Annotated in this window: 20 protein-coding genes and 2 other annotated features; of the genes, 12 read left to right on the forward strand and 8 right to left on the reverse strand. The window is 45.5% G+C overall.

From position 1 onward, the window contains the following. Window positions 1–31: 31 nt before the first annotated feature. From FC07_RS05865 to FC07_RS05880, 4 genes are all read right to left on the reverse strand, one after another. Complete coding sequence (locus tag FC07_RS05865) at window positions 32–1,216, reverse strand: amidohydrolase (RefSeq protein WP_057904196.1); 1,185 nt, start codon at window positions 1,214–1,216, stop codon at window positions 32–34. Window positions 1,217–1,234: 18 nt separating this feature from the next. Further along, window positions 1,235–1,684, reverse strand: coding sequence for a threonine/serine exporter family protein (locus FC07_RS05870; protein ID WP_057904197.1), 450 nt, complete (start codon window positions 1,682–1,684; stop codon window positions 1,235–1,237). Further along, window positions 1,681–2,451, reverse strand: a complete 771-nt coding sequence (locus FC07_RS05875; protein WP_057904198.1) for a threonine/serine exporter family protein — start codon at window positions 2,449–2,451, stop codon at window positions 1,681–1,683. Before FC07_RS05875 ends, FC07_RS05870 begins: the two co-directional genes overlap by 4 nt. 120 nt (window positions 2,452–2,571) lie before the next feature. Continuing rightward, the gene (locus FC07_RS05880) at window positions 2,572–3,231 is read right to left on the reverse strand and encodes a YoaK family protein (protein ID WP_235807467.1); all 660 of its coding nucleotides are present in this window, start codon (window positions 3,229–3,231) and stop codon (window positions 2,572–2,574) included. 742 nt (window positions 3,232–3,973) lie between these two features. Then, window positions 3,974–4,206, forward strand: a binding site (T-box leader). A 101-nt stretch (window positions 4,207–4,307) separates the two neighbouring features. On the opposite strand from FC07_RS05880, the gene FC07_RS05885 reads away from it, so the two are divergent. Beyond that, window positions 4,308–5,705 carry a cation:dicarboxylate symporter family transporter gene (locus FC07_RS05885; protein ID WP_057904200.1) on the forward strand — a complete coding sequence of 466 codons (1,398 nt, stop codon included), beginning with the start codon at window positions 4,308–4,310 and terminating at the stop codon, window positions 5,703–5,705. Window positions 5,706–5,956: 251 nt separating this feature from the next. On the opposite strand, the gene FC07_RS05890 is transcribed toward FC07_RS05885, so the two are convergent. Beyond that, the gene (locus FC07_RS05890) at window positions 5,957–6,925 is read right to left on the reverse strand and encodes a zinc-binding dehydrogenase (RefSeq protein ID WP_057904201.1); all 969 of its coding nucleotides are present in this window, start codon (window positions 6,923–6,925) and stop codon (window positions 5,957–5,959) included. A 62-nt stretch (window positions 6,926–6,987) separates the two neighbouring features. Between FC07_RS05890 and FC07_RS05895 the strand changes: the two genes are divergently transcribed. Further along, window positions 6,988–7,458: a YbaK/EbsC family protein gene (locus FC07_RS05895; RefSeq protein ID WP_057904202.1), complete on the forward strand. Its 471-nt coding sequence runs from the start codon at window positions 6,988–6,990 to the stop codon at window positions 7,456–7,458. On the opposite strand, the gene FC07_RS05900 is transcribed toward FC07_RS05895, so the two are convergent. Together FC07_RS05900 and FC07_RS05905 are read right to left on the reverse strand one after the other, a co-directional pair. Then, window positions 7,455–7,754, reverse strand: a complete 300-nt coding sequence (locus tag FC07_RS05900; RefSeq protein ID WP_057904203.1) for a DUF2316 family protein — start codon at window positions 7,752–7,754, stop codon at window positions 7,455–7,457. The genes FC07_RS05895 and FC07_RS05900 overlap by 4 nt on opposite strands. A gap of 16 nt (window positions 7,755–7,770) precedes the next feature. Then, window positions 7,771–8,997, reverse strand: coding sequence for an MFS transporter (locus tag FC07_RS05905; RefSeq protein ID WP_057904204.1), 1,227 nt, complete (start codon window positions 8,995–8,997; stop codon window positions 7,771–7,773). Between the two features lie 182 nt (window positions 8,998–9,179). Between FC07_RS05905 and FC07_RS05910 the strand changes: the two genes are divergently transcribed. The 3 genes from FC07_RS05910 to FC07_RS05920 all read left to right on the forward strand — a co-directional run bounded on the left by FC07_RS05910 (window position 9,180) and on the right by FC07_RS05920 (window position 11,866). Further along, the gene (locus FC07_RS05910; RefSeq protein WP_057904205.1) at window positions 9,180–9,494 is read left to right on the forward strand and encodes a bacteriocin immunity protein; all 315 of its coding nucleotides are present in this window, start codon (window positions 9,180–9,182) and stop codon (window positions 9,492–9,494) included. Between the two features lie 156 nt (window positions 9,495–9,650). Continuing rightward, window positions 9,651–10,820 carry an MFS transporter gene (locus FC07_RS05915; protein WP_155797811.1) on the forward strand — a complete coding sequence of 390 codons (1,170 nt, stop codon included), beginning with the start codon at window positions 9,651–9,653 and terminating at the stop codon, window positions 10,818–10,820. 62 nt (window positions 10,821–10,882) lie between these two features. Then, window positions 10,883–11,866 carry a DNA/RNA non-specific endonuclease gene (locus FC07_RS05920; protein WP_057904207.1) on the forward strand — a complete coding sequence of 328 codons (984 nt, stop codon included), beginning with the start codon at window positions 10,883–10,885 and terminating at the stop codon, window positions 11,864–11,866. A 227-nt stretch (window positions 11,867–12,093) separates the two neighbouring features. Here FC07_RS05920 and FC07_RS05925 read toward each other — a convergent pair whose 3' ends face one another. Beyond that, window positions 12,094–12,462 carry a helix-turn-helix domain-containing protein gene (locus FC07_RS05925; protein ID WP_057904208.1) on the reverse strand — a complete coding sequence of 123 codons (369 nt, stop codon included), beginning with the start codon at window positions 12,460–12,462 and terminating at the stop codon, window positions 12,094–12,096. Window positions 12,463–12,677: 215 nt separating this feature from the next. On the opposite strand from FC07_RS05925, the gene FC07_RS05930 reads away from it, so the two are divergent. The 7 genes from FC07_RS05930 (at window position 12,678) to FC07_RS05960 (ending at window position 20,088) form a co-directional block, all read left to right on the forward strand. Then, a complete protein-coding gene (locus FC07_RS05930; RefSeq protein ID WP_057904209.1) occupies window positions 12,678–13,322 on the forward strand; it encodes a DNA alkylation repair protein in 645 nt (214 codons plus the stop codon). 5 nt (window positions 13,323–13,327) lie between these two features. After that, on the forward strand, window positions 13,328–14,068 hold the full coding sequence (yaaA, locus tag FC07_RS05935; protein WP_057904210.1) for a peroxide stress protein YaaA: 741 nt from the start codon (window positions 13,328–13,330) through the stop codon (window positions 14,066–14,068). A 43-nt stretch (window positions 14,069–14,111) separates the two neighbouring features. After that, complete coding sequence (locus FC07_RS05940) at window positions 14,112–14,990, forward strand: zinc-ribbon domain-containing protein (RefSeq protein ID WP_057904211.1); 879 nt, start codon at window positions 14,112–14,114, stop codon at window positions 14,988–14,990. 15 nt (window positions 14,991–15,005) lie between these two features. Further along, on the forward strand, window positions 15,006–15,251 hold the full coding sequence (locus tag FC07_RS05945) for a DUF7577 domain-containing protein (RefSeq protein ID WP_057904212.1): 246 nt from the start codon (window positions 15,006–15,008) through the stop codon (window positions 15,249–15,251). 101 nt (window positions 15,252–15,352) lie between these two features. Next, window positions 15,353–15,595, forward strand: a binding site (T-box leader). Between the two features lie 181 nt (window positions 15,596–15,776). Beyond that, window positions 15,777–17,054 carry an O-acetylhomoserine aminocarboxypropyltransferase/cysteine synthase family protein gene (locus tag FC07_RS05950; RefSeq protein ID WP_057904213.1) on the forward strand — a complete coding sequence of 426 codons (1,278 nt, stop codon included), beginning with the start codon at window positions 15,777–15,779 and terminating at the stop codon, window positions 17,052–17,054. A gap of 489 nt (window positions 17,055–17,543) precedes the next feature. Further along, window positions 17,544–18,929 carry a dihydroorotase gene (locus FC07_RS05955; RefSeq protein ID WP_057904214.1) on the forward strand — a complete coding sequence of 462 codons (1,386 nt, stop codon included), beginning with the start codon at window positions 17,544–17,546 and terminating at the stop codon, window positions 18,927–18,929. Beyond that, window positions 18,919–20,088: a Zn-dependent hydrolase gene (locus FC07_RS05960; RefSeq protein WP_057904215.1), complete on the forward strand. Its 1,170-nt coding sequence runs from the start codon at window positions 18,919–18,921 to the stop codon at window positions 20,086–20,088. The genes FC07_RS05955 and FC07_RS05960 overlap by 11 nt, the downstream gene beginning before the upstream one ends. The last annotated feature ends 19 nt before the right edge of the window (window positions 20,089–20,107 follow it).

The raw sequence follows: 20,107 nt of genomic DNA on the forward strand, positions 1-20,107 counted from the left end.
AAAAAAATCGACGCGATCCGCGTCGATTTTTTTAGTGGCAGAGATAGGCTAAAGCAGCTGTGCCAGCAGCTTTGGCGGCAATTAACAAACTGGCTTCATTCAGCATGAAGTCAGGACTGTGGTGGGGATGGTTACCGCCATCTGGTGTTTGACAGCCAACATAAAAGAAACAGCTTGGTGTATTTTGGGCGAAATAAGCAAAATCCTCAGAAGGATCTTGAGGACCACAATCGAAGATTTGATTGATCTCCGGCAATGCTGCTGCCTTTAAACTGTCGATCATTTGAGTGGTAAATTTTGGCTCATTGACTAAAACCGGATAATTATCATCATAATCCAGTTCAGCCGTTACACCGAACATTGTTTCAATGCCGTGGCAAATTTTTTCGATGTGTTCGCGGACAACTTTACGCGTACTTTCTTTCATAATGCGCACATCGCCTTTTAAGGTCACACTCTTTTTGATGGCGTTGTAGGAACCAACGCCGTCAAATGAGCCAATTGTGACACTGGCTGTATCAAACGGGTCAATGCGCCTGGAGACAACTGTTTGTAAAGCTGTTACAAAATAGGCACCCGCCACAATGGCATCATTGGACAAATGTGGCATAGAAGCATGCCCGCCTTTACCGGTAAAGGTTAAGGTAAAGTTGCCGCGTCCTGTTTGTGTTTCATTTAAGTGGTAACCAATGCTACCAGTGGGCATTGATGTCATGACGTGCAGCCCTAAAACACGGTCAACATCGGTTAATACACCAGCGGCAAGCATATCTTTTGCGCCGCCAGGGGAGACTTCTTCAGCGGGCTGGTGAATGATACGAATCCGCCCTTTTAGACGTGCCTTTAGGGCGATTAAGTTTTTGGCCAGCACCATTAAATAAGCAGTGTGTGCATCATGACCACAAGCATGCATCACGCCTGGATTTTGTGATTTAAACGGTAGGTCGTTGTCCTCTTGGACAGCCAGCGCATCAAAGTCAGCGCGTAGGCCTAAAGTGGGACCGGGCTGGCCACTGTCGATCTCGACAACAAAGCCGTAACCGGTCCCGTAATCCGTGACGGTACAGTCTAAGGGTTGATAAAAGGCCTTAATGTAAGCTGCAGTTGCTTTTTCATGAAATGAAAGCTCTGGATGAGCATGTAAGTGTCTCCGAATAGCGACCATTTCAGGTTGGTCAGCAGTTAATTTGGCCATTAAATCAGTTTGAAGTGTCATGAAAATCATCCTTTCGTACTATTTTTGTTGGCACCAGCTCTTTAAGATGGGGCGTAAAGGTTTGAAAATGGCCTCTGCTAGCACGAATCCGACTGCTAGTGCCATGGCAATGGTGAGGGTTTTAAATAAGTTTTGTTGCGCGCTGGCATCAAAACCTAGCGTGAAATCCTTCAAACTAAGGTAGATGATGGCGCCTGGTACGAGCGAGACTAAGCAGGGGATGTACAGGAGGTTCACTGGTGCGCGGACCAAAATTGCGGCACCATTGGCCAACAGTCCAATAGCCAGCGCCGCTAGTAAGTTTGGTAAAATTAAGTTGTGGGTCGCCTGCGCAACCACCAGATAAATAATCCAAGCAACAGCGCCTGTTAGGCCAGCTGGTAATAAGGTACGCCGTGGGACATTGGTAATGACGCCAAAGCCAACGGTAGATAGAAAACTAAAGAGAAAGCCTGCCAACAATTTCATGACGCACCTCCCATTAAGATCTGGGCCAATACACTACCAACGATTACACCAGCACCAATCGACCCAGCAACCATAATGGCGTCAGCGGCGCGAACCAGGCCAGAAATCGTGTGCTTACCGATCAATTCACGTAATGAATTAGTTAACGCTACGCCTGGGACCAACGGCATCAGCGCGCTGATAATAATATTGTCAGCGCTAGTCGCCCAACCTGATAATTGTAATAAGGTAGCACAAAGGCTAATGATAAAACCACCTAGCGCCACACTCACATAAGGCGTCGTGATTTTATGGGTGGCCAGTTGGGTCCCAAGATAGCCTAAAATACCGACAAATAATGCCCAAGCCAGATCAGTCCAGGTGGCCTTAAAAAGCAGCATCGGTGCAACAGAGACTAAACCAGCGCCGATAATTTTTTCCAACCAGTTAAAATCAATGACTTTGCGATCAATGGCAGCAATGCCGGTTTTAAGTTGTGCATAATCAATTTCATGGGCTGTAAATTGACGAGATAAGGTATTGATGTCATCCACTTTTTGCAAGTTGAAGTCACCTACCCGAACTTTTACAAAATGGGTGTTAGGATTGGTTTTTGAATCCACAAAAACGGCGGTCATGGTGGCATGACAACTCACAGGAAATTGAGCAGCCTGACCAATGTATTCGACTGTATTTTCGACACGCGCTGTTTCAGCGCCATTTTCTAATAAAATCTTACCGACAAGACCGCACAAGTCGATTACGTCACGTTCTGTTATGTTTGTCATTCACACCGCCGATTCATAAAAAAACGGCCCCCTGCTATGTATCTGCAGTGACCGTTAGTTGTTTTGATTAAGTTAACAGCCTTAAGTATAAGGCCGTTCGTTAAAAAATAGCAACTAAAATTAATCAGCGCTCGCTAATAAAAACCAGCCGACGGCTAAAGCAGTAACTGGCAACAATAAACTGAATTGATGCAAAAATGGCGTTACGACAACGATCCCAGCCGCACCTAAAGTGAACATGAACATGATAATGGCAGTTGCTTGAAGCTTTTTAAGCGCCGCTGATTCGCGATAGAAAAAAGCATCAAAGGCAGTCTCCGCCAATGTCCGTAAATTACCCGTCATCATCAGGGGTGTAAAGGGACCACCGTTTAAGCGGCGAAATTCTTGTAATTCGGCCGCAGCTGTAATGGATAAGAGCATTGTAGTTAATAATGCCGGCAGCCATTGTGTGGTACAGGCAACCAGTAAAAGTAATGCGATTTCGTAAAGTAAGACAATTTTTTGGCGTTTGATGGGACGCTGCGAGAAAGTCGGTTGACGTTGAAGCCAGCGAATGATCAAAGTCCCAACGAAAAATGCCAGAATCGAGATTAGCGCGCGTAAACTATATTTCAGATGACCTTGAGCAAGATTAAGTCCTAGTAAAATTAAATTACCAGTTTGTAAACCGGCAAACACTTGACCGTGAAAAAGATAGGAATAGGCGTCAATGCTACCAGCGGCCATGGTCAGGACGGCGCCGAAGCGTGTGCGTTCAGCAGGGGGATAAATTGGCATCATGCACCTCCGTTGTTGATTGTAAAATGTCAGGTTAGGGACAGTATGAAAAAGTGTTGTGCTGTGTCGATCAAAGTTATGCGGCCCCATTCATTAAGTAACCGTGATGATGTACTCTCGGTCATGAATCGCAATCATGATGGCTGGCAACGTCGAACGCAGCGTTGGGGAAATCGCTCTACTACTATCGTAGGGTATTTTATACTGGTAATTGATTGCAGTTGAAAAGGCGCATTGACTCAGGACAAGGTGGTGCACATAAAAAGTGGTTGCGCTGAATCGACGTCATTTAAAGTCTAATTTGTCCATTATCAACGTAAATGACTTGATAATGGTGATGCAATCAATCACGGATCCTTGGTATCAAGCCATTAATTGGACGACTTACCAGTGGCTTTGAATCAGGTTATGGTCTAAGTAGTCCTTTAATGTGTGGCGATTAGGCCGCTTTATGTTTGATCAGAGGCGAAATACCGAACAGTTACGGTTGTAGCGGACTGTATTTGAAGCACTTTTTTGATTGAATGAAGGACAATGACAACATGTTTTCCAAAGGTAGGGTTATCATAGCACGTTCTCATTTTTTTGTGGTAATGAATGCTCGTTTAAAATAAAAATTTTAGGTGAATTTTCAAAAAGTGTTACTACTAATGCGCTGACTTACCCCGTAACTAGCACTGACAAAAAATAAGTTATTCACTTGACAAGTTTGTATCAGAATTCCATAATGAGTGCACTTCATAAATTGGCGTTGAAGAGAAGAGTAGCACAGATGTCCGCCTTCAGAGAAAAGTCATTTGGTGAGAGGCTTTGGCAGACGAGTGTGTGAAGATGAGCTCTGAGCCGTGTGTAAGTTCACGCTTATACACCGTGGGCAAGCGTTATTTTGCCGGGTATCCTTTTTTAGAGCGGGTACCGTTGAGGCGTCATTAATGACGCGAAAATAGGGTGGTAACACGCAAACGCGTCCCTCAGTCCAAAGTTGGGCTGAGGGACTTTTTTTGTCTTTGAAAAAGGGGGTTTTGCCTTAAAAGTGTACTTCAATACTGTGTAACGAATAGAAAGGATATGTCGATATGACGCAAAATATAACCATTGTGATCCTGTTAGTGATTGCTGCTATTATTCTTGGCATTACAGTTTATTTACATCGTAAAGGGTTTAGCTTTACAAAATTAGTTTTTGGTTCGCTGGTCGTAGGGATTGTTTTTGGGTTAGTGATTCAGCTTTTATATGGCAATGATTCGGCCATTACCACCAAAACGATCGACTGGTTGAACATTGTGGGGTCTGGCTACGTGGCATTGCTCCAAACATTGATCACACCACTGATTGCAGTGAGTCTGATCGGCGCTTTTACGCGGTTGTCAGATGTGGCAAACTTACGTAAAATTGGGGTAACCGTATTGGCAACTTTGTTGTTGACCACTGCCGTTGCGGCTTTGTTTGGCGTATTGTCAGTCTTTGCCTTCCATTTACAAGGGGCTCATTTCGCCAGTGGGACGAGTGCTGACGCCGCCAGTTTAGCAGTGATTAAACAGCACCAAAGTGTTTTAAAAGGTGTCACGTTACCACAACAAATTATTAGCTTTTTCCCAACCAACATCTTCGCTGACTTGGCTGGCACTCGGGCGACTTCAACAATTGCCGTTGTGATTTTCTCTGTTGTTACAGGGATCGCGTATCTTGGTTTACGTAAAACCGAACCTGAAATTGCGCAACAAGTGGCCAAAGGTATCAATGTATTAGACCGTTTAGTGCACGGTATTATCAAATTAGTATTAGCCTTGACACCTTACGGGATTTTCGCTTTGATTACCAAAGCCGCTGCGACAGATTCGATTAAATCAATCGCGCAGTTAGGCATTTTCATTGTTGCGGCTTACGTTGCCTTAATTGCCGTTTTGTTAATGCACACGGTGATTTTATTAGCCAACCATGTGAACCCAGTTCGTTATTACAAGAAGGTTTGGCCTGCACTGATTTTTGCCTTTACATCACGGACAAGTGCCGGCACCTTACCGTTGAATTTGAAGATTCAAACAGAATCATTGGGAATCGATACAGCGATTGCTAACTTTGCCGGTAGTTTTGGCTTAACCATTGGTCAAAACGGCTGTGCAGGGGTTTATCCAGCGATGGTCGCAACGATCATTGCACCAACCGTTGGGATCCACGTTTTCTCTGCTAGCTTCCTTTTCAGTTTAATTGCCATTGTCACGTTGTCATCTTTCGGCTCTGCAGGGGTCGGCGGTGGTGCCACCTTTACAACCTTGATGGTATTAGGCACGTTGAACTTACCAGTTGCCGTCATGGCAGTGGTGATTGCCATCGATCCGATTATTGATATGGCACGGACAGCGATCAACGTCAATGATTCCATTTTAGCAGGTCTCGTTGCTGCGAAAGCCACGAATACGTTAGACACAAAAGTGTTAAACGACGATTCAAATTTAGTCGCAAATACACTCTAAAGACACGCTAAAAAGCCCTGTCGCACTTGAAAATAAGTGTGGCAGGGCTTTTTCGTTAAAAATTTTCAGCATGTGTCGTTTGAATCGCTAAAATAAAACTGATGATCAAGGCGATAATCAAGTGGCGTGTAAGTAGCATCACAACAACGGTACTGCCTAATCTATTTGGTAACATCAGCGCTCACCTCTGCCATTAGGGTAACAAAAATCATGGTGGTGGTGAGGCACTTTACAAAATCAATACAGAACATTTACAGTGTCGATCCAGGCAGAACGACCACTTTGCCAAAACTGGTTTGTTGTTCAAGAAAGGCTTGCGCAGCACCAGTATGTGCCAAATCAAAAACGCGGGTTGGCGTCACATCAATTTGATGCTGAACAATGAGGTCGAGTAACGTTTGAAACTGGGCTTCGGTAATGTTATCTGAAGAAAAGCCAGTGAGGTAAGCGCCGCTAGGAATCTGTGAGATCGGGTCAAAACCGTCAGCGGTCCAAACGCCCCCTAGCTCACCTGTGACGCACATAATGCCTTGACGTGCTAATGCTTGCAAAGAATCTTGCATGGTCAGCGGTCCAATCAGCTCTAAAATCTTAGTAAAGGTGGTTTGCTCACGTTGGAGCTGATTATTTTGATCTAAAATAACATGATCAAAGCCGGCCGCTTTTAGTTGTACCTGTTTCTCTAAGTGCCGCGTGGAGCCGATCAGCGTGATGTTAGGGTGCAGTGCTCGTGCGAGTTTAGCAGCCGCAATGCCGACGCCACTGGTTGCACCACGAATCAGTAAGGTGTCATTTTTGTTGAGTTGCAGTGTTTCAAGTGAGCCGTAAGCCGTATAATAGGTTTCAGGTATCGCGGCAAGTTCAGGCCAAGTCAGGGTGGTTTGAACCGGATATAATTGCTGATTTGGGACTAACGTATACTCGGCGTAACCGCCGTCAAAGGCCCGGCCTAAACCGCCCATTAATGTGACCGCTGTTTGACCAATGGGCAGCCGTTTTGGATCAGTGGTGGTTGCAATAACACCAACTGCTTCGATGCCTAAAATACGTGGCAGTTGAACACTGGGAGACCAACCATTACGGGTGAAAATTTCGGAACGATTAATGCCAAATCCCTTGACTTGTAATAACGACCAGCCAGGTTTAACGGTTGGGGTCGGGACTTCTTCGACGTTTAAGCTGGCAGCTGTGCCAGGTTGGTGTAAGACAATGGCATGCATGAAAAGACCTTCTTTTTAATGATTAAGCGTGTGATCAAGCGCGCTTGAAAGGGTGACGAATTTTGGATTATCAACAACGTTTAATCAATTGGCAGTTGCCAGTGACAGTGATTCATCACGCACCAGTTTGGCATCTAACAGATTTGGCCCAGCAAACAGCACTGGCAGGCCGGGCAATTCCTAAAAACCTATTATTAACGGATAAGCGGACAGGGGAATGCTGGTTGTACATTCAATTAGGACCAGCTCGACTTGATTTTAAAGCCTTGGCAACACAGCTGGGAATCAGTCGTAGTCGGCTTGCTTTTGCAACGGATGAAGTGGTGCAGCAGGTGTTACAAACCGTACCAGGCATGGTGACGCCACTGACTTTAATGCCAAACAGTCCGGTGACGATTATTTTACAGCATGATTTATTAAAGGCACCGGAACTAGGGTTTCATTTAGCGGATAATACACAAACGGCGTTGCTTCAGTCAACCGACTTATTGCGCTTTTTTAAGCACTTAGGCCTAACGTATCAAATTTTTTAAGCAAAATGTTGTTGTGCAATGTAATCCGCATCTAAAAACCAATATTGATGGTAGTCGCCAGTTAAGGCAGTGAACGGAACCGGTTGTTTGTGTTGCGTTACAAGTGTCTTTAGCAGGTATTGACGTAAAATCCAAGGGTCTTCGATCCGCCGCGGGTGAAGTGCCAAAATCGCGTTGATATTTTCTGGTGTTGTTTGAAGTGCCGTTGCAACTTCAGCGGTGGTGTACCCGGTTAAGGCAAGATTTTGTTGAAGCTCGGCTTTTGTTGCATGCACTTGTGCAGGGGTCAGGGACATCAAAAGACCTTCTTTCTTAATTTTGCCACCATTGGTGGACTAACTGGCGGTTGTGAATCAGTAGTGGGATGACGAAAAGTAGTGCAACAAAGCCACAGGCGGGAAAGCCCCATAAGCCAGAGGCAAGGTCCATGACCCCACCGGCGTACAGGCTGCCAATTGGCGTAGTGCCTTGCGTTAATAGCACGTAGACACTCATAATGCGCCCGCGCAGTTCGGTGGGAATATCGAATTGGAAGGCGGCGTTGGACTGATTCAAGAAAATCATGTTACAGAAGCCGATTGCCACCATCACCACCATTGCCAGGCCGAAGGTGTGGACAACGATCAAAGCGGCTTGTAAGACAGCTGTACCGACACCAACGATCAAGTAGAATCGGCGGTGAAGGCCTAATTGGGCGAGGTAACTCATGAGAAAAGCTGCTACCAATGAACCAGCACCAGTCGCGGATAATAGATTGGCATAAGTTTGGGCACCGGCATGTAAAACGGTTTTCGCAAAAATTGGAATAATCACGTTGTTATTATAATTTAACGTACAAATAATTAACATTAAAGCAGCGCTTAAACGAATGTTGGGTTGGTGCCAAATATAGGCGAGGCCAACTTTAATGTCGCTTAATAAGTGCTTTTTTGACGGGGTTGCCACAACGTTGACTTGATGGATCAAAAATAAACCAAGGAGAACGGCTAAATAACTCAGGGTGTTGACGAAAAAACAAAAAGCAATGCTGAAATGTGCCATTAGTAGGCCGGCCAAGGCAGGACCTGCAATTTTGGCCAAGTTATAAATGGTAGAATTTAATGAAATGCCGTTGATCAGGTCTTTTTGCCCCACTAATTCAACCACAAAAGACTGGCGGGTGGGCGTATCAATACTTTGTAACGTGCCATAGATCAAGGCAATCACTAAAATATGCCAGTATTGTACCACTTTAAAGAACACTAAAGCGGTCATTAAAGCACCTAGCAGTAAAAAGCCAGCTTGTGTGATGATCAGGATCCGTCGCTTAGGGTAACGGTCGATCAGTGAGCCGGCTACTAGGGTGAGTAATAAGATCGGCGCAAATTGACAAGCTGACAACAAACCGACTAAAAAAGCGGACTTAGTGAGTTCATAAACCAGCCATGTTTGGGCTGTTCGTTGCACCCAAGTGCCCATGGTGGAAATGCATTGTCCGAGCCAGAAATAGCGGAAATTTCTGGAACGGAGCGATGAAAAAGTTGTGGTTAAAAAGTTCATGGTCAGCCTTCTTCATGATAATCATTAGGTACCGTACAGTTAATATCATTAGCATACGCCAGTTTTCTGAAAAAGCCAGTGAATTTGATAGGGAACGTCTTATTTTTTTAGCCGGCTTTCATTTTTTTTAGCCATGGTTGTGCTAAACTGAGGCCACCGATTAAGGGTAGGGGGGTTCTTAAATGGGAAAAGAAAAGCACGAACAAGCGGCTCAAATCATGTTTCAACAAATCGACATTGCCTATGCAGATGCAGCGGTGAAACAGCGGCCGGCATTACGCGAGATTTTGTTGAAGTCAGCACAGGCGCTCCAAAAAGGTGAGAACTGTCAACTAGTGGCGACGAAACTGACCAAGGCCATCACCCTGTATTATTGGGAACATCAAAAAGACTATCCGGCGGCACTCAATACGTTGTACCATCAGATCAAAGGCCAGGCAACGAAGTATGATGCAGTGGCCACATCAGCACTAATGATGCCGATTTGGTTCCATTAATGACTTTGAAATTTGATTTAATTTATGCTAAATTGGGTTTATAAAAATTCTGATAGCGGCGCTTAGCCGTCATGATACTAGCAGGGACTTTCCCCCTAGGCGAGAATTCGCTAAGGGGTAGTCTCTGCTTTTTTGATTGGAAATGGAGTTGATTTTTTGGAAGTCGATACAAAACGATTACGTTATTTTAGTTTGGAACTATGTTTATTAGCAGCGAATATGCGCATGGCCATTTTGATTATTGCGCCGCTGACCCAGTCATTAGGGCAAACGTTACACCTGACAACCACCCAACTGGGCTTTTTAACCACCATTCCCTTATTGTGTTTTGGGCTAGGATCTGTCTTTATGGGCCGGTTGATTCAGAAAATTGGTACAACACCAGCCTTGGTTTTAGCTTTATTGGGGCTATTGGTCGCCAGCCTAGGACGCGTTTATAGTGTCGGGCTTTTATTCGGTGGGACGATTTTAGCCGGTTTGAGTATTACACTCTTAAATGTTTTATTGCCCGCTTTGATCGTGGAACAAGCGCCGGGACATGTGGCCCAGTTAAATGGGGTGTATCCAGCGGCCAGTAATGTTTTTGCGGCAATTGCCAGCGGGGTGGCCGTACCGTTTGCACAACTTTGGGGTTGGCAACATGCGTTACAGTTAATGGCGGTGCCTACTGTACTGGCGTTGGTGGGGTGGTATCAATTTCGACAGTTGCGTTACAAAAAGGTGGTGGTATCCAAACAAACCGTGGGGGTACAGTGGTGGCGCTTGCCGCGTGTGTGGGTGCTCGCCTTATTTATGGGCAGTCAGTCATTGATTTTCTATGCATTGGCGGCCTGGTTACCACGGATGTTAACCAGTCAGCAGGTCAGTACTACTACTGCCGGGACACTAGCGGCAGTTTTTCAGATTATTGGTTTTCCAGCGGCGTACATTGTGCCGCGTTTTGCGCAACGGTCTAATCGGTTGAAACAAGTTCTGTTAGTCTTGCTAGGCGGCTATGGTTTAGGGTTTATTTTGCTGTTACAACATGCGTTTTGGTGCCTTGTTTTAGCGTCGTTACTGTTAGGACTGACTACAGCGGCCATTTTCTCATTAGCGTTAAGTCTGATCACCGTGGTGTCACCTGATCCAGCGAGTGTCAGCTTGATCAGTGGTGGCGTGCAATCAGTGGGTTATTTACTGGCAAGTAGTGGCCCAACTTTATGCGGAGCGGTTCAAGCGCAACAACATCGCTGGCAACCTGTTATTTTAGGCTTGCTTGTTTTAGCAGTGATTGCAATCTTATTAGGCTTCTTATTGCGACGCTTGATTCAATGGCAGCGCGCTTAAAATAGGGGGATTGTGTTTCGGTAGTCGGCTCTGCATAATAGAGCGTGCGAGGGGGAACTTTTATGAAATTGAAATCAGGACTACTATTGGGGGCAACACTGTTCATGTTAGGGCCAGCGACCGCACAACCGGCACAAGCACGGTTCCGAATGTCGACCCATGTGACCCGCACCACACCACATGTTCGTACCAGTAAACATTATCGAAAATCAACGCTAACGAGACAAACAACAAAGCGTACAACTCGTACGAAACCGCGTGCGACGACAACGCGTACACGGACATCAGGTAGCCGCTTTTGGCAGCACTTTTTCCTGTTTAGCGCCTTTAATCATTTATTCCATCGACAAGCGCGTGCTAGTACGCCTCAGACTGTGCCAACAGAAACGTTGGCAAAAAGTGTATTGACCACAGCGGTTAAGCAACAATTAGGGACTAAAGTGACTTATAATCATGCCGGTGCGTTTGTGATTGCCAATAATCAAACCAAGCTCAATGCCAAGGTGACGGCGGCGCCATATGTTAATAATCAAATTGACAGTCGGCAGCGACCAACTGTGGCGAATGCCTTATTAAATCAAACCACACGTCAAACCCAGGACCGCGCCAGTACAGGGAACGGTTCAACGAATTGGAAACCAGCGGGGTTCCAGCAAGTGACCAACCTAAAAGGGACTTACACCCATGCCTATGATCGGGGGCATTTGATTGGGTACGCGCTAGCCGGTAAGTTGAAAGGTTTTGACAGTTCGGAAGCAAATCCTAAAAATATTGTGACCCAAACCGCTTGGGCTAATGAAGCGCGCTCGAAAACGTCAACCGGACAAAACTATTATGAAACACAGGTACGTCAGGCCTTGGATCAGCATAAAACGGTTCGCTATCGTGTAACAGCCGTCTATCAAGGCAACAATCAAGTCCCAGCTGGTAATCATCTGGAAGCCAAATCAAAGGATGGCAGCTTGCAATTCAACGTATTTGTTCCGAATGTTCAGTCAGGGATTCAAATCAATTATTTAACGGGGAAGGTGACCCAGACGAAATAAAAGGGCTGACAGTTGTTGGCCGCTGAAAAAGTCGTTGATACATGACAGGTTTAAAACCAACTCTCAAGTATTCACAAAAATAACCATCAAAGTGAGCCGCGGGAACTCTGCCGACTCTTTTGATGGTTATTTTGGTGTTACTTCTTGAAATGCACCCTGAAAAATAATAATCATGAGTGACTTGTTCTCGCAATGCGATTGGCAGTCATGGTAGTGATCAAGTACTGTTATTTAAGCATTTGAATTAACCCATAGACAAAGCCAAAAATAGGAAAGATCAACCACCAAAAACGGGCTAAAAAGTCCCAGCCATTCATCTGACCGAGTTTCCGTTTGTACAGCCCAGTCGTTGGGTCGAAAGCATATTCATTTGGGTCAATTTTGGCACTTTCAGGGTCTGTTCCTAGGACTAAGGTGTCAAGGCTAACGTCTAATAGTTCGGCTAATTTAACTAAGTTATTCAGGTCAGGCGCCCCCTCACCTTGTTCCCATTTGGAAACAGCTTGGCGGGAGACGTATAATTTTTGCGCGATGGTTTCTTGCGACAGTTCTTTGGCCTGGCGGTATTTTTTGAGATTTTCTGAGAATTTTAGCATCAGCGTAAACTCCTTATTTATGATTTTAAATTTAGCTTATAAATAAAAGTTACGTAAAGCCAGCAAAATGTTGCGTTTTTCACGCTAAATAAACGCAGTGTTGCGCAACGCCAGGTTGCACTTTGGTACTTTTGGCTTGGTATCACAATGTTTATCAGGTTGCGGCACTGGCTATGCTAAAATAGATGGACAAGCGCACAAAGGGGGATTTGGGGATGCCAAGATTCGTATTGCAAGGTGACGCTGAGCAAGCGCCAGCAATGGCGCGCTACATGAAAAATCAGTTTCAATTTTTAGGGATCAGAGCACCTGACCGGAAACAACAGGAAAAAGTGCTGTTGCAGCACCCTTTAACTAAAGCGGCTGTTCTCGCGTTAATTGAGGCATTATATACGCGGCCTGAACGTGAGTATCAGTACGTGGCCATCGATTTAGCCATTCGGCATTTAAAAGATTGGTCACTTGCTGATTTAAAGTTTTTGAGCCAGTATGTCACACAAAAAGCGTGGTGGGACAGTGTTGATAGTTGGCGCAGTTTATTTGGTGGGTATGCGAAACAATTTCCAGAGACCAAAGGCGCTATCTTTGCGATGTTTGCCGGTCAGTCTAATATTTGGATGCGACGGGTAGCCATCACCTTACAATTACAGGATAATGCCCATTTGGACCGTACCTTATTGACGCAAGCTATTGAGGCTGATTTAACTACGGATTCATTTTTTATTCAAAAGGCTATTGGTTGGGCGTTACGGCAAGCCAGTAAAGTTGATCCAACTTGGGTGCGCCATTTTGTTACAACACATTCATTAAGCACTTTAGCCCAGCGCGAGGCTATGAAATATTTAACGGAAAAGAGCTGATTGAAATGAAGATCATCATTGCACCTGCCATGAAAATGCAGGTGGACGGCGATTCATTGCCACCACGGAGTCAACCGCAATTTTTAGCACAAGCCCAAACGCTACATAATTGGTTAAAAACGTTAAGTTTTGAACAGGCCCAGCAATTATGGCAATGTAGCACGCGCTTAGCGCGCTTGAATTATGATCAATTACAAAACACAACGTTGGCAGATGCTGTTACACCAGCGGTACTTGCGTATATCGGGTTACAGTACCAAGCATTAGCGCCAGGGGTGTTGTCGCAATCGGCTTTGGATTATTTACAGGATCATTTACGGATCATGTCGGGGTTTTACGGTTTGTTGCGGCCTTTTGATGCCGTTATTCCCTATCGTTTAGAGATGCAATCGAAACCGGTGCTAGCTGGCCAGCAAAACTTGTATCAAATTTGGCAGCAGCGTTTGTATCAAGCGCTACAGTTTGAACAAGGCTCTGTTTTGAATTTGGCTTCGATGGAATATGCCAAAGCAGTGCTGCCTTATTTAAAGCCAACGGATCAATTGATCACCTGTCGCTTTGGGAAATTACAAAATGGTCGCGTTAAACAGCAGGCTACAGCGGCTAAAATGGCGCGCGGCACAATGGTTCGGTATTTAGCAGAGCACCAGATTGAAACGTTGGTGGGGGTCAAGCAGTTTAACCAACTGAATTATCGGTATTTACCGGCGCTATCAACGCCGACGACGCTAGTATTTGGTTGTTAGAAAATAGTATAATGGGGCTAACTTAAAGGGGTAGGTGCGTGAAATGATAAAGTGTCAAAAGTGTGGAACTTTAAACCAACCACAGGCGAAGTTTTGTGAAAATTGTGGGCAGCCGTTAGCTCAGGCAACCGCACAAGTACGAACGCCAACCGTACAACCAAAACAGCAGGCAAATTATTGGCCGTGGTTTATTGGTGGCGGAGTTGCGGTGATTGCCATTGTGGCGACGGTGTTCTTCCTGACGCGACCTGATAACACCCAACAGACACAAGCGACTACAACAGCAGATAGTAGTAGTGTAGTGGCCAGTTCGGATAGCGCGGCAACGACCAGTGCAGCAACAAACGCCAGTACCAGCACCAAAAAGGCGACTAACGCAACGGTTGTCTTATCGGATCGTCAAAAGTCAAAAATTAATCAGAAAATGTTGGATTGGGCGGATAGCCGCGCGCAAACGGCGCATTTAGCCGTGAGCGATTATTATTTTAATCACGGTGCAGCCGGTCAGGGTGATTGGTATGCGGTAACGTCTGATGGGCGTGTTCAAGTCCAAAATCAGGAGAATCCAGGTCACTCGGGCTTTAAGCTACATGCAATTGGCGGCTTGGTTTTCTACAGCTCACAAGATGGCACCACGGGCATCGATCATCACTTGATGGGCACTACCGCGGAAGGGTATACCACTAACATGAATTTCAACAAAACAGTGACGAAGTATCTGTTTTTGGATAACGGCAGTGTTTATGAATTGAAACTGGGGAATGGTGCTACGGTGGATCCGATAACGGGATTTGGTGAATTAAACAATCATGGTCAAACAGGTGGCAGTTCGGCCATCACCACTGATAAAACCTTTTTGCCGTCTGCTGATACCAGTGCCATCAGCACCTTACAACAAATTTTGAAGCAATATCAGTCATAGAAAGGTTGGTGCGTCATGTATTGTCCAAAATGTGGTACGAAAAATGATCCGGCAGCAAAGTTTTGTAAAAATTGTGGGCAGCCTTTAGCGGCAGCAAAGCCAGTATCAGATCAACCGAAACAGTCAGGTATTCGCACACAAGCCACGGCAGGAAATGCGGCAACACGCACACAATCACAGCCGCGTAACTGGTTGTGGTTTGTCGGTGGGTTGGTATTAGCCTTGATCGTTGGTGGGATTTGGTTAACGGTGGCCCTTTAAAATTGGCATTATATGAAACAAAACATTATTTTAAAAAAGTTTCGAAAAAAGTGTTGACTTTATTTAAAATGAAAATATAATTAGAGACAACTTAAAAAAATGAAATGACAATGAAAAGAAGAGTAATGACTTGTGATTATCCCAGAGAGCTTTCAACGGTGGAAGAAAGCATAATGGCAGGTTATGAAGATGATCTTGGAGTCAGCAATTTGGTGCTTCGGTGCTGAATCGCCGTTTTGCAGTCGATATCCTGCACTTGTATAGTCACCATGATGTACAGGCAAAGGTGTTGATTGTGAAATCAAGACAAAAATGGGTGGTACCACGGAGAATCCGTCCCAGAACGCGCGAAAGCGATGTTCTGGGGCGGATTTTTTGATTGTCAAACTTGAAAGGAGGCGCATAGATGACTGACTTAAGCTTTATTTTAAATCGGTCTGGTATGGCGGATCAAACGGCGTTGATTCATTTGCGCCTAACAGAATTCAAACAATAAACTGAAAACAAACATTTGGAGGAATTACCATGACAGCAGAAAACTTACATTTTGAAACTTTACAAGTAACCGCAGGCCAAACCGTTGACGAAACAGGCGCACGTGCCGTACCAATTTACCAAACCACTTCTTACGTTTTTAAAGATGCGGCACAGGCCGCTGGGCGGTTTGCCTTAACCGATGCTGGTAATATTTACACGCGCCTGACGAACCCGACTTCAGATGTTCTTGAAAAGCGGGTTGCTGCTTTAGAGCACGGAACGGCTGGTGTGGCATTGGCAACTGGTTCAGCTGCAATCACCGCTGCAATTTTAAATATTGCGGATGCTGGGGATGAAATTGTTTCAGCCAGTACCCTTTATGGTGGGACGTATGATCTTTTCAGTGTCACATTGAAGAAGTTAGGGATTACCACACACTTTGTTGACCCTGATCAGCCTGAAAACTTTGAAGCAGCGATCAACGAACATACCAAAGCGTTGTATATTGAAAGTATTGGGAATCCTGGCATCAACTTGATTGACTTTGAAGCGGTTGCTGCAATTGCGCATCAACATGGCTTGCTTTTAATCGTCGACAATACGTTTGGGACCCCTTATCTAACCCAACCGTTAGATCACGGTGCTGACGTTGTGGTTCATTCGGCTACGAAGTTTATTGGCGGCCACGGCACCAGCATGGGCGGCGTGATCGTTGAAAATGGCAAGTTCGATTATACAGCGACAGACCGCTACCCTGGTTTTACCACCCCAGATGATACTTATAACGGCTTGGTTTGGAAAGACGTTGCGCCAGCAGCCTTTACGACCAAAGTACGGGCACAAACCTTACGGGATCTAGGCGCCACCATCAGTCCGTTTAACTCATTCTTGTTGATCCAAGGCTTAGAAAGTTTGTCCTTGCGGGTTGAACGGCACGTTGAAAATACCCGTAAAATTGTTGAATACTTAAGCAATCATCCCAAGGTGGCTTGGGTCAACTACCCTGAATTACCAGACAGCCCTTATAAAGCGTTAGCTGATAAGTATTTCCCGAAAGGCGCTGGCTCGATCTTCACCTTAGGCTTAACTGGCGGTGAAAAAGCAGGGAAACAATTAATTGAAAATCTCGAATTATTCTCACTGTTAGCGAATGTGGGGGATGCGCATTCTTTGATTATTCACCCTGCATCCACCACCCATGCCCAATTAAACGAAGCGCAATTGAAGCAAACTGGGATCACGCCAGACTTGATTCGCTTATCCATTGGGATCGAAAATGTGGACGATTTAATCGCCGACTTAGAACAAGCATTAGGTAAACTCTAACCAAAATCACTTTAATCAATGCAGAAAGGAGCGTGTGTCACATGTATACATTAAAAATTATGTTTGCGGATCAAATGCAATTTGTTGCCATGAACCACGCTCATTTAAAGGCTAATTTTATCGCCAAATTTGGCGAAAAGGACATGCCAGTCTGTTAATTGCCCCTTGTGCGCTTGTAAATTAAACTGAACGGCTACCGTCTTGCAATTGTGAAGATGGCGGTTTCGTTTGTGACCCGCTTTTTTCTAATTAAAAAGTGAGCAGTCTGATTTATAAGCAAGTAAGGGGCTTTTTTGACCCAAAAATAACGTAAAAAGGGGGCCCGGCCATGCGTCGATTAAAAATTTGTTTAAAAACTGGTGATCAGTTCTTACCAGTACGTCATTGTCACTTAAAAGCTAATTTTATTGCCCGCTTTGGCGAAATCGGGCGGCTCACATTTTAATCGGAGTTGCAACAAGCAAACATGATTAAAATGGAGGGTTTAAGATGACGCAAAAAAAGATTTTATACGGGCAAGTTGTGACGCCTTTACGCGTAACAGCGGCCTATCTGACAGTTGAAAACGGCAAGATCACTGGCATTAGCACTACCAAGCCAATATTAGATGCAACAACTGAATTTTTTGATTATGGTGCGCAATACATTTTTCCAGGGTTTATTGATGGCCATGTCCATTGTTTCAGTAATCCTGACGAAGGTTTTGCGGCAACAAGCGTTGGGGCTGCGGTTGGCGGCGTCACCACATTTGTTGATATGCCATATGATCGACCAAAGCCCATTAACACAGCCGCGCGGTTTAATGCCAAAAAGGCCCAGATCAAAGGCCAGACCATTGTGGATATTGCCTTATGGGGCACGATTCCGAAACAGGACGGGGTTAAAGAAATACCAGGTTTGATTGCGGCAGGGGCAGCGGCCTTTAAAATGTCGACGTTTGAAACCGACCCAGAACGTTTTCCCAAAATCAGTGATGTCGATATTTATGACGCGTTAACGAAATTACGTAAAACAGGCATTGTGCCGGCATTTCATTCTGAAAATAATGAGATGATCGTGGATCTGATTGCCCGTTATCAACAAGCAGGCGCCACTTATCCACGGGCGCATATGGAAACCCGACCGATTATTGTGGAAACCACCGCCGTCCAAGAATTGTGCGAAATTGCGAAGTGGACGGGCAGTAAGCTGCATATTGTCCATGTTAGCGCGCCAGAAACGGTGGATCTGATCGATGCTTACCGGCAACAAGGTGTGGCGGTGACTTGTGAAACGTGTTATCAATATTTAGTGCTCGATATCCATGATTTAGAAAAAATGGGACCACGGGCTAAAATGAATCCACCATTACGGGAACCGGAGACAGTCGCCGGTTTATGGCAGCGGCTGATTGCTGGCAAAATTGATTATGTGACCTCTGACCATGTGCCTTGGGCGGCTAGTGACAAGGCAAAAGGCCAAGCCAATATTTTTGAAGCACCGTCTGGTTTACCAGGAATCGAATTGGTTGCGCCTGTTTTATACGATGCCGGTGTGGCCCAAGGGCGGTTAAGTCCCGTGCAATTTAGCCAGCTCATGGCAACTCATGTGGCCCAGCGGTTTAACTTTTCACAAAAAGGCAGTATTGAATTAGGTAAGGATGCTGATTTTGCCATTTTAGACCCACAGGCGCAGTTTACAATTACGGACGCCGGTTTACACACAAAAACCAACGCCATTACCCCCTTAGCAGGTCGTACTTTACAAGGTAAAGTAACTGCTACTTGGGTTCGCGGCCAACGCGTTTACGCTGATGATCAAGTCCTGGCACCTTTTACTTATGGTGACTTTGTACCCGGTCAAGGCTTGAAGGCAGGTGCCTCGAATGAAGGTTAATGCACAACGGTTTTTAGATAGTTTCAAAGCACTGCAGGCGCTTTTTCCAGAAGATGGTGGCGACGAAGGTTATAATCGCCCTGCTTTTTCGGCCAAGGAACAGCAGGCGCATGCCTGGGTCAGCACGCAGCTGCAACAATCAGGTGTGGTGGTCACCCACGATCCGATTCGCAACACGTTTGGGCGCTACGGGCAGCACGGTGGGCCGGCCATTGGCTTTGGGTCGCACTTGGATACCGTCAATCATGGTGGCCTCTATGACGGTGCTTACGGGACTTTAGCGGCGCTTGAAGTGATTCGTTCCGCCGCTGAACAAGCGCTACCGTTACAGCGTGATCTACTTTTTACGAATTTTGTCGGGGAAGAGGTCAATCCACTAGGTGGTACTTTTGGCAGTCGTGCGCTAACGGGACAGGTGCCAGTTACTGATAATGATTATTTCACAGCCGCACAAATTCAAGCAGCGCAGTTAGCACCACAAACCTATCGGAATTTTTTAGAACTGCACATTGAACAATCAAGCGCGCTTGAACAGCAGCAAGTTACCATTGGGATTCCCACCGCAATTGCAGGCATTGTGCGCTACGAGTATCAATTTAGTGGCGCCGCGTTACATGCCGGCGCCACACCAATGGCCTATCGCGATGATGCCCTGGTAAAAGCCAGTCGATTCATTCAAGCCGTATCGCAGCAAGCAAGGGCCAGTTCAGAACAATTAGTGGCAACGGTTGGGCAATTAAGTGTTCAGCCGAACCAGCCAACCGTTATTCCAGGCCAAGTCACATTGATCTTAGAAGTGAGAGCCGTTGACATGCAGGTGGCCTATCAATTTCAACACCAGCTGGATCAATGGCTAAAAGCAGCACAAATCGACTATCACGTTCGAAAAATCGTTGATAAAGTCAGTGCACAGTTAGATCCGCAAGTGCAACAAGTGATTCAAGCGGCCGCTGAGCAGCGCCACGATCGTTACACCAAACTATTTTCGGGGGCCAATCATGATGTGAATGCCATGTCGAAAATCGCAGCAGCGGGTTTGATTTTTGTGCCAAGCCATTTAGGTATCAGTCACAACCCACAGGAATTCACGACGGCGGCTGATTTAGTGGCAGGCTTACAGGTTTTAGCAGACAGCGTTTATGCTTTGGCAACCGAATAAAAGAAAGGAATCAATTGAT

It is taken from the genome of Loigolactobacillus bifermentans DSM 20003 (genome assembly GCF_001434575.1).
Taxonomy (GTDB): Bacteria; Bacillota; Bacilli; order Lactobacillales; family Lactobacillaceae; genus Loigolactobacillus; species Loigolactobacillus bifermentans.

Coding starts and splice junctions, on each gene's coding strand:
- FC07_RS05930 (WP_057904209.1), top strand. CDS start 12,678: ATGCCAAGATTCGTATTGCAAGGTGACGCTGAGCAAGCGCCAGCAATG.
- FC07_RS05875 (WP_057904198.1), bottom strand. CDS start 2,451: ATGACAAACATAACAGAACGTGACGTAATCGACTTGTGCGGTCTTGTC.
- FC07_RS05870 (WP_057904197.1), bottom strand. CDS start 1,684: ATGAAATTGTTGGCAGGCTTTCTCTTTAGTTTTCTATCTACCGTTGGC.
- FC07_RS05950 (WP_057904213.1), top strand. CDS start 15,777: ATGACAGCAGAAAACTTACATTTTGAAACTTTACAAGTAACCGCAGGC.
- FC07_RS05885 (WP_057904200.1), top strand. CDS start 4,308: ATGACGCAAAATATAACCATTGTGATCCTGTTAGTGATTGCTGCTATT.
- FC07_RS05900 (WP_057904203.1), bottom strand. CDS start 7,754: ATGTCCCTGACCCCTGCACAAGTGCATGCAACAAAAGCCGAGCTTCAA.
- FC07_RS05945 (WP_057904212.1), top strand. CDS start 15,006: ATGTATTGTCCAAAATGTGGTACGAAAAATGATCCGGCAGCAAAGTTT.
- FC07_RS05940 (WP_057904211.1), top strand. CDS start 14,112: ATGATAAAGTGTCAAAAGTGTGGAACTTTAAACCAACCACAGGCGAAG.
- FC07_RS05905 (WP_057904204.1), bottom strand. CDS start 8,997: ATGAACTTTTTAACCACAACTTTTTCATCGCTCCGTTCCAGAAATTTC.
- FC07_RS05890 (WP_057904201.1), bottom strand. CDS start 6,925: ATGCATGCCATTGTCTTACACCAACCTGGCACAGCTGCCAGCTTAAAC.
- FC07_RS05960 (WP_057904215.1), top strand. CDS start 18,919: ATGAAGGTTAATGCACAACGGTTTTTAGATAGTTTCAAAGCACTGCAG.
- yaaA (WP_057904210.1), top strand. CDS start 13,328: ATGAAGATCATCATTGCACCTGCCATGAAAATGCAGGTGGACGGCGAT.
- FC07_RS05925 (WP_057904208.1), bottom strand. CDS start 12,462: ATGCTAAAATTCTCAGAAAATCTCAAAAAATACCGCCAGGCCAAAGAA.
- FC07_RS05880 (WP_235807467.1), bottom strand. CDS start 3,231: ATGCCAATTTATCCCCCTGCTGAACGCACACGCTTCGGCGCCGTCCTG.
- FC07_RS05865 (WP_057904196.1), bottom strand. CDS start 1,216: ATGACACTTCAAACTGATTTAATGGCCAAATTAACTGCTGACCAACCT.
- FC07_RS05910 (WP_057904205.1), top strand. CDS start 9,180: ATGGGAAAAGAAAAGCACGAACAAGCGGCTCAAATCATGTTTCAACAA.
- FC07_RS05955 (WP_057904214.1), top strand. CDS start 17,544: ATGACGCAAAAAAAGATTTTATACGGGCAAGTTGTGACGCCTTTACGC.
- FC07_RS05920 (WP_057904207.1), top strand. CDS start 10,883: ATGAAATTGAAATCAGGACTACTATTGGGGGCAACACTGTTCATGTTA.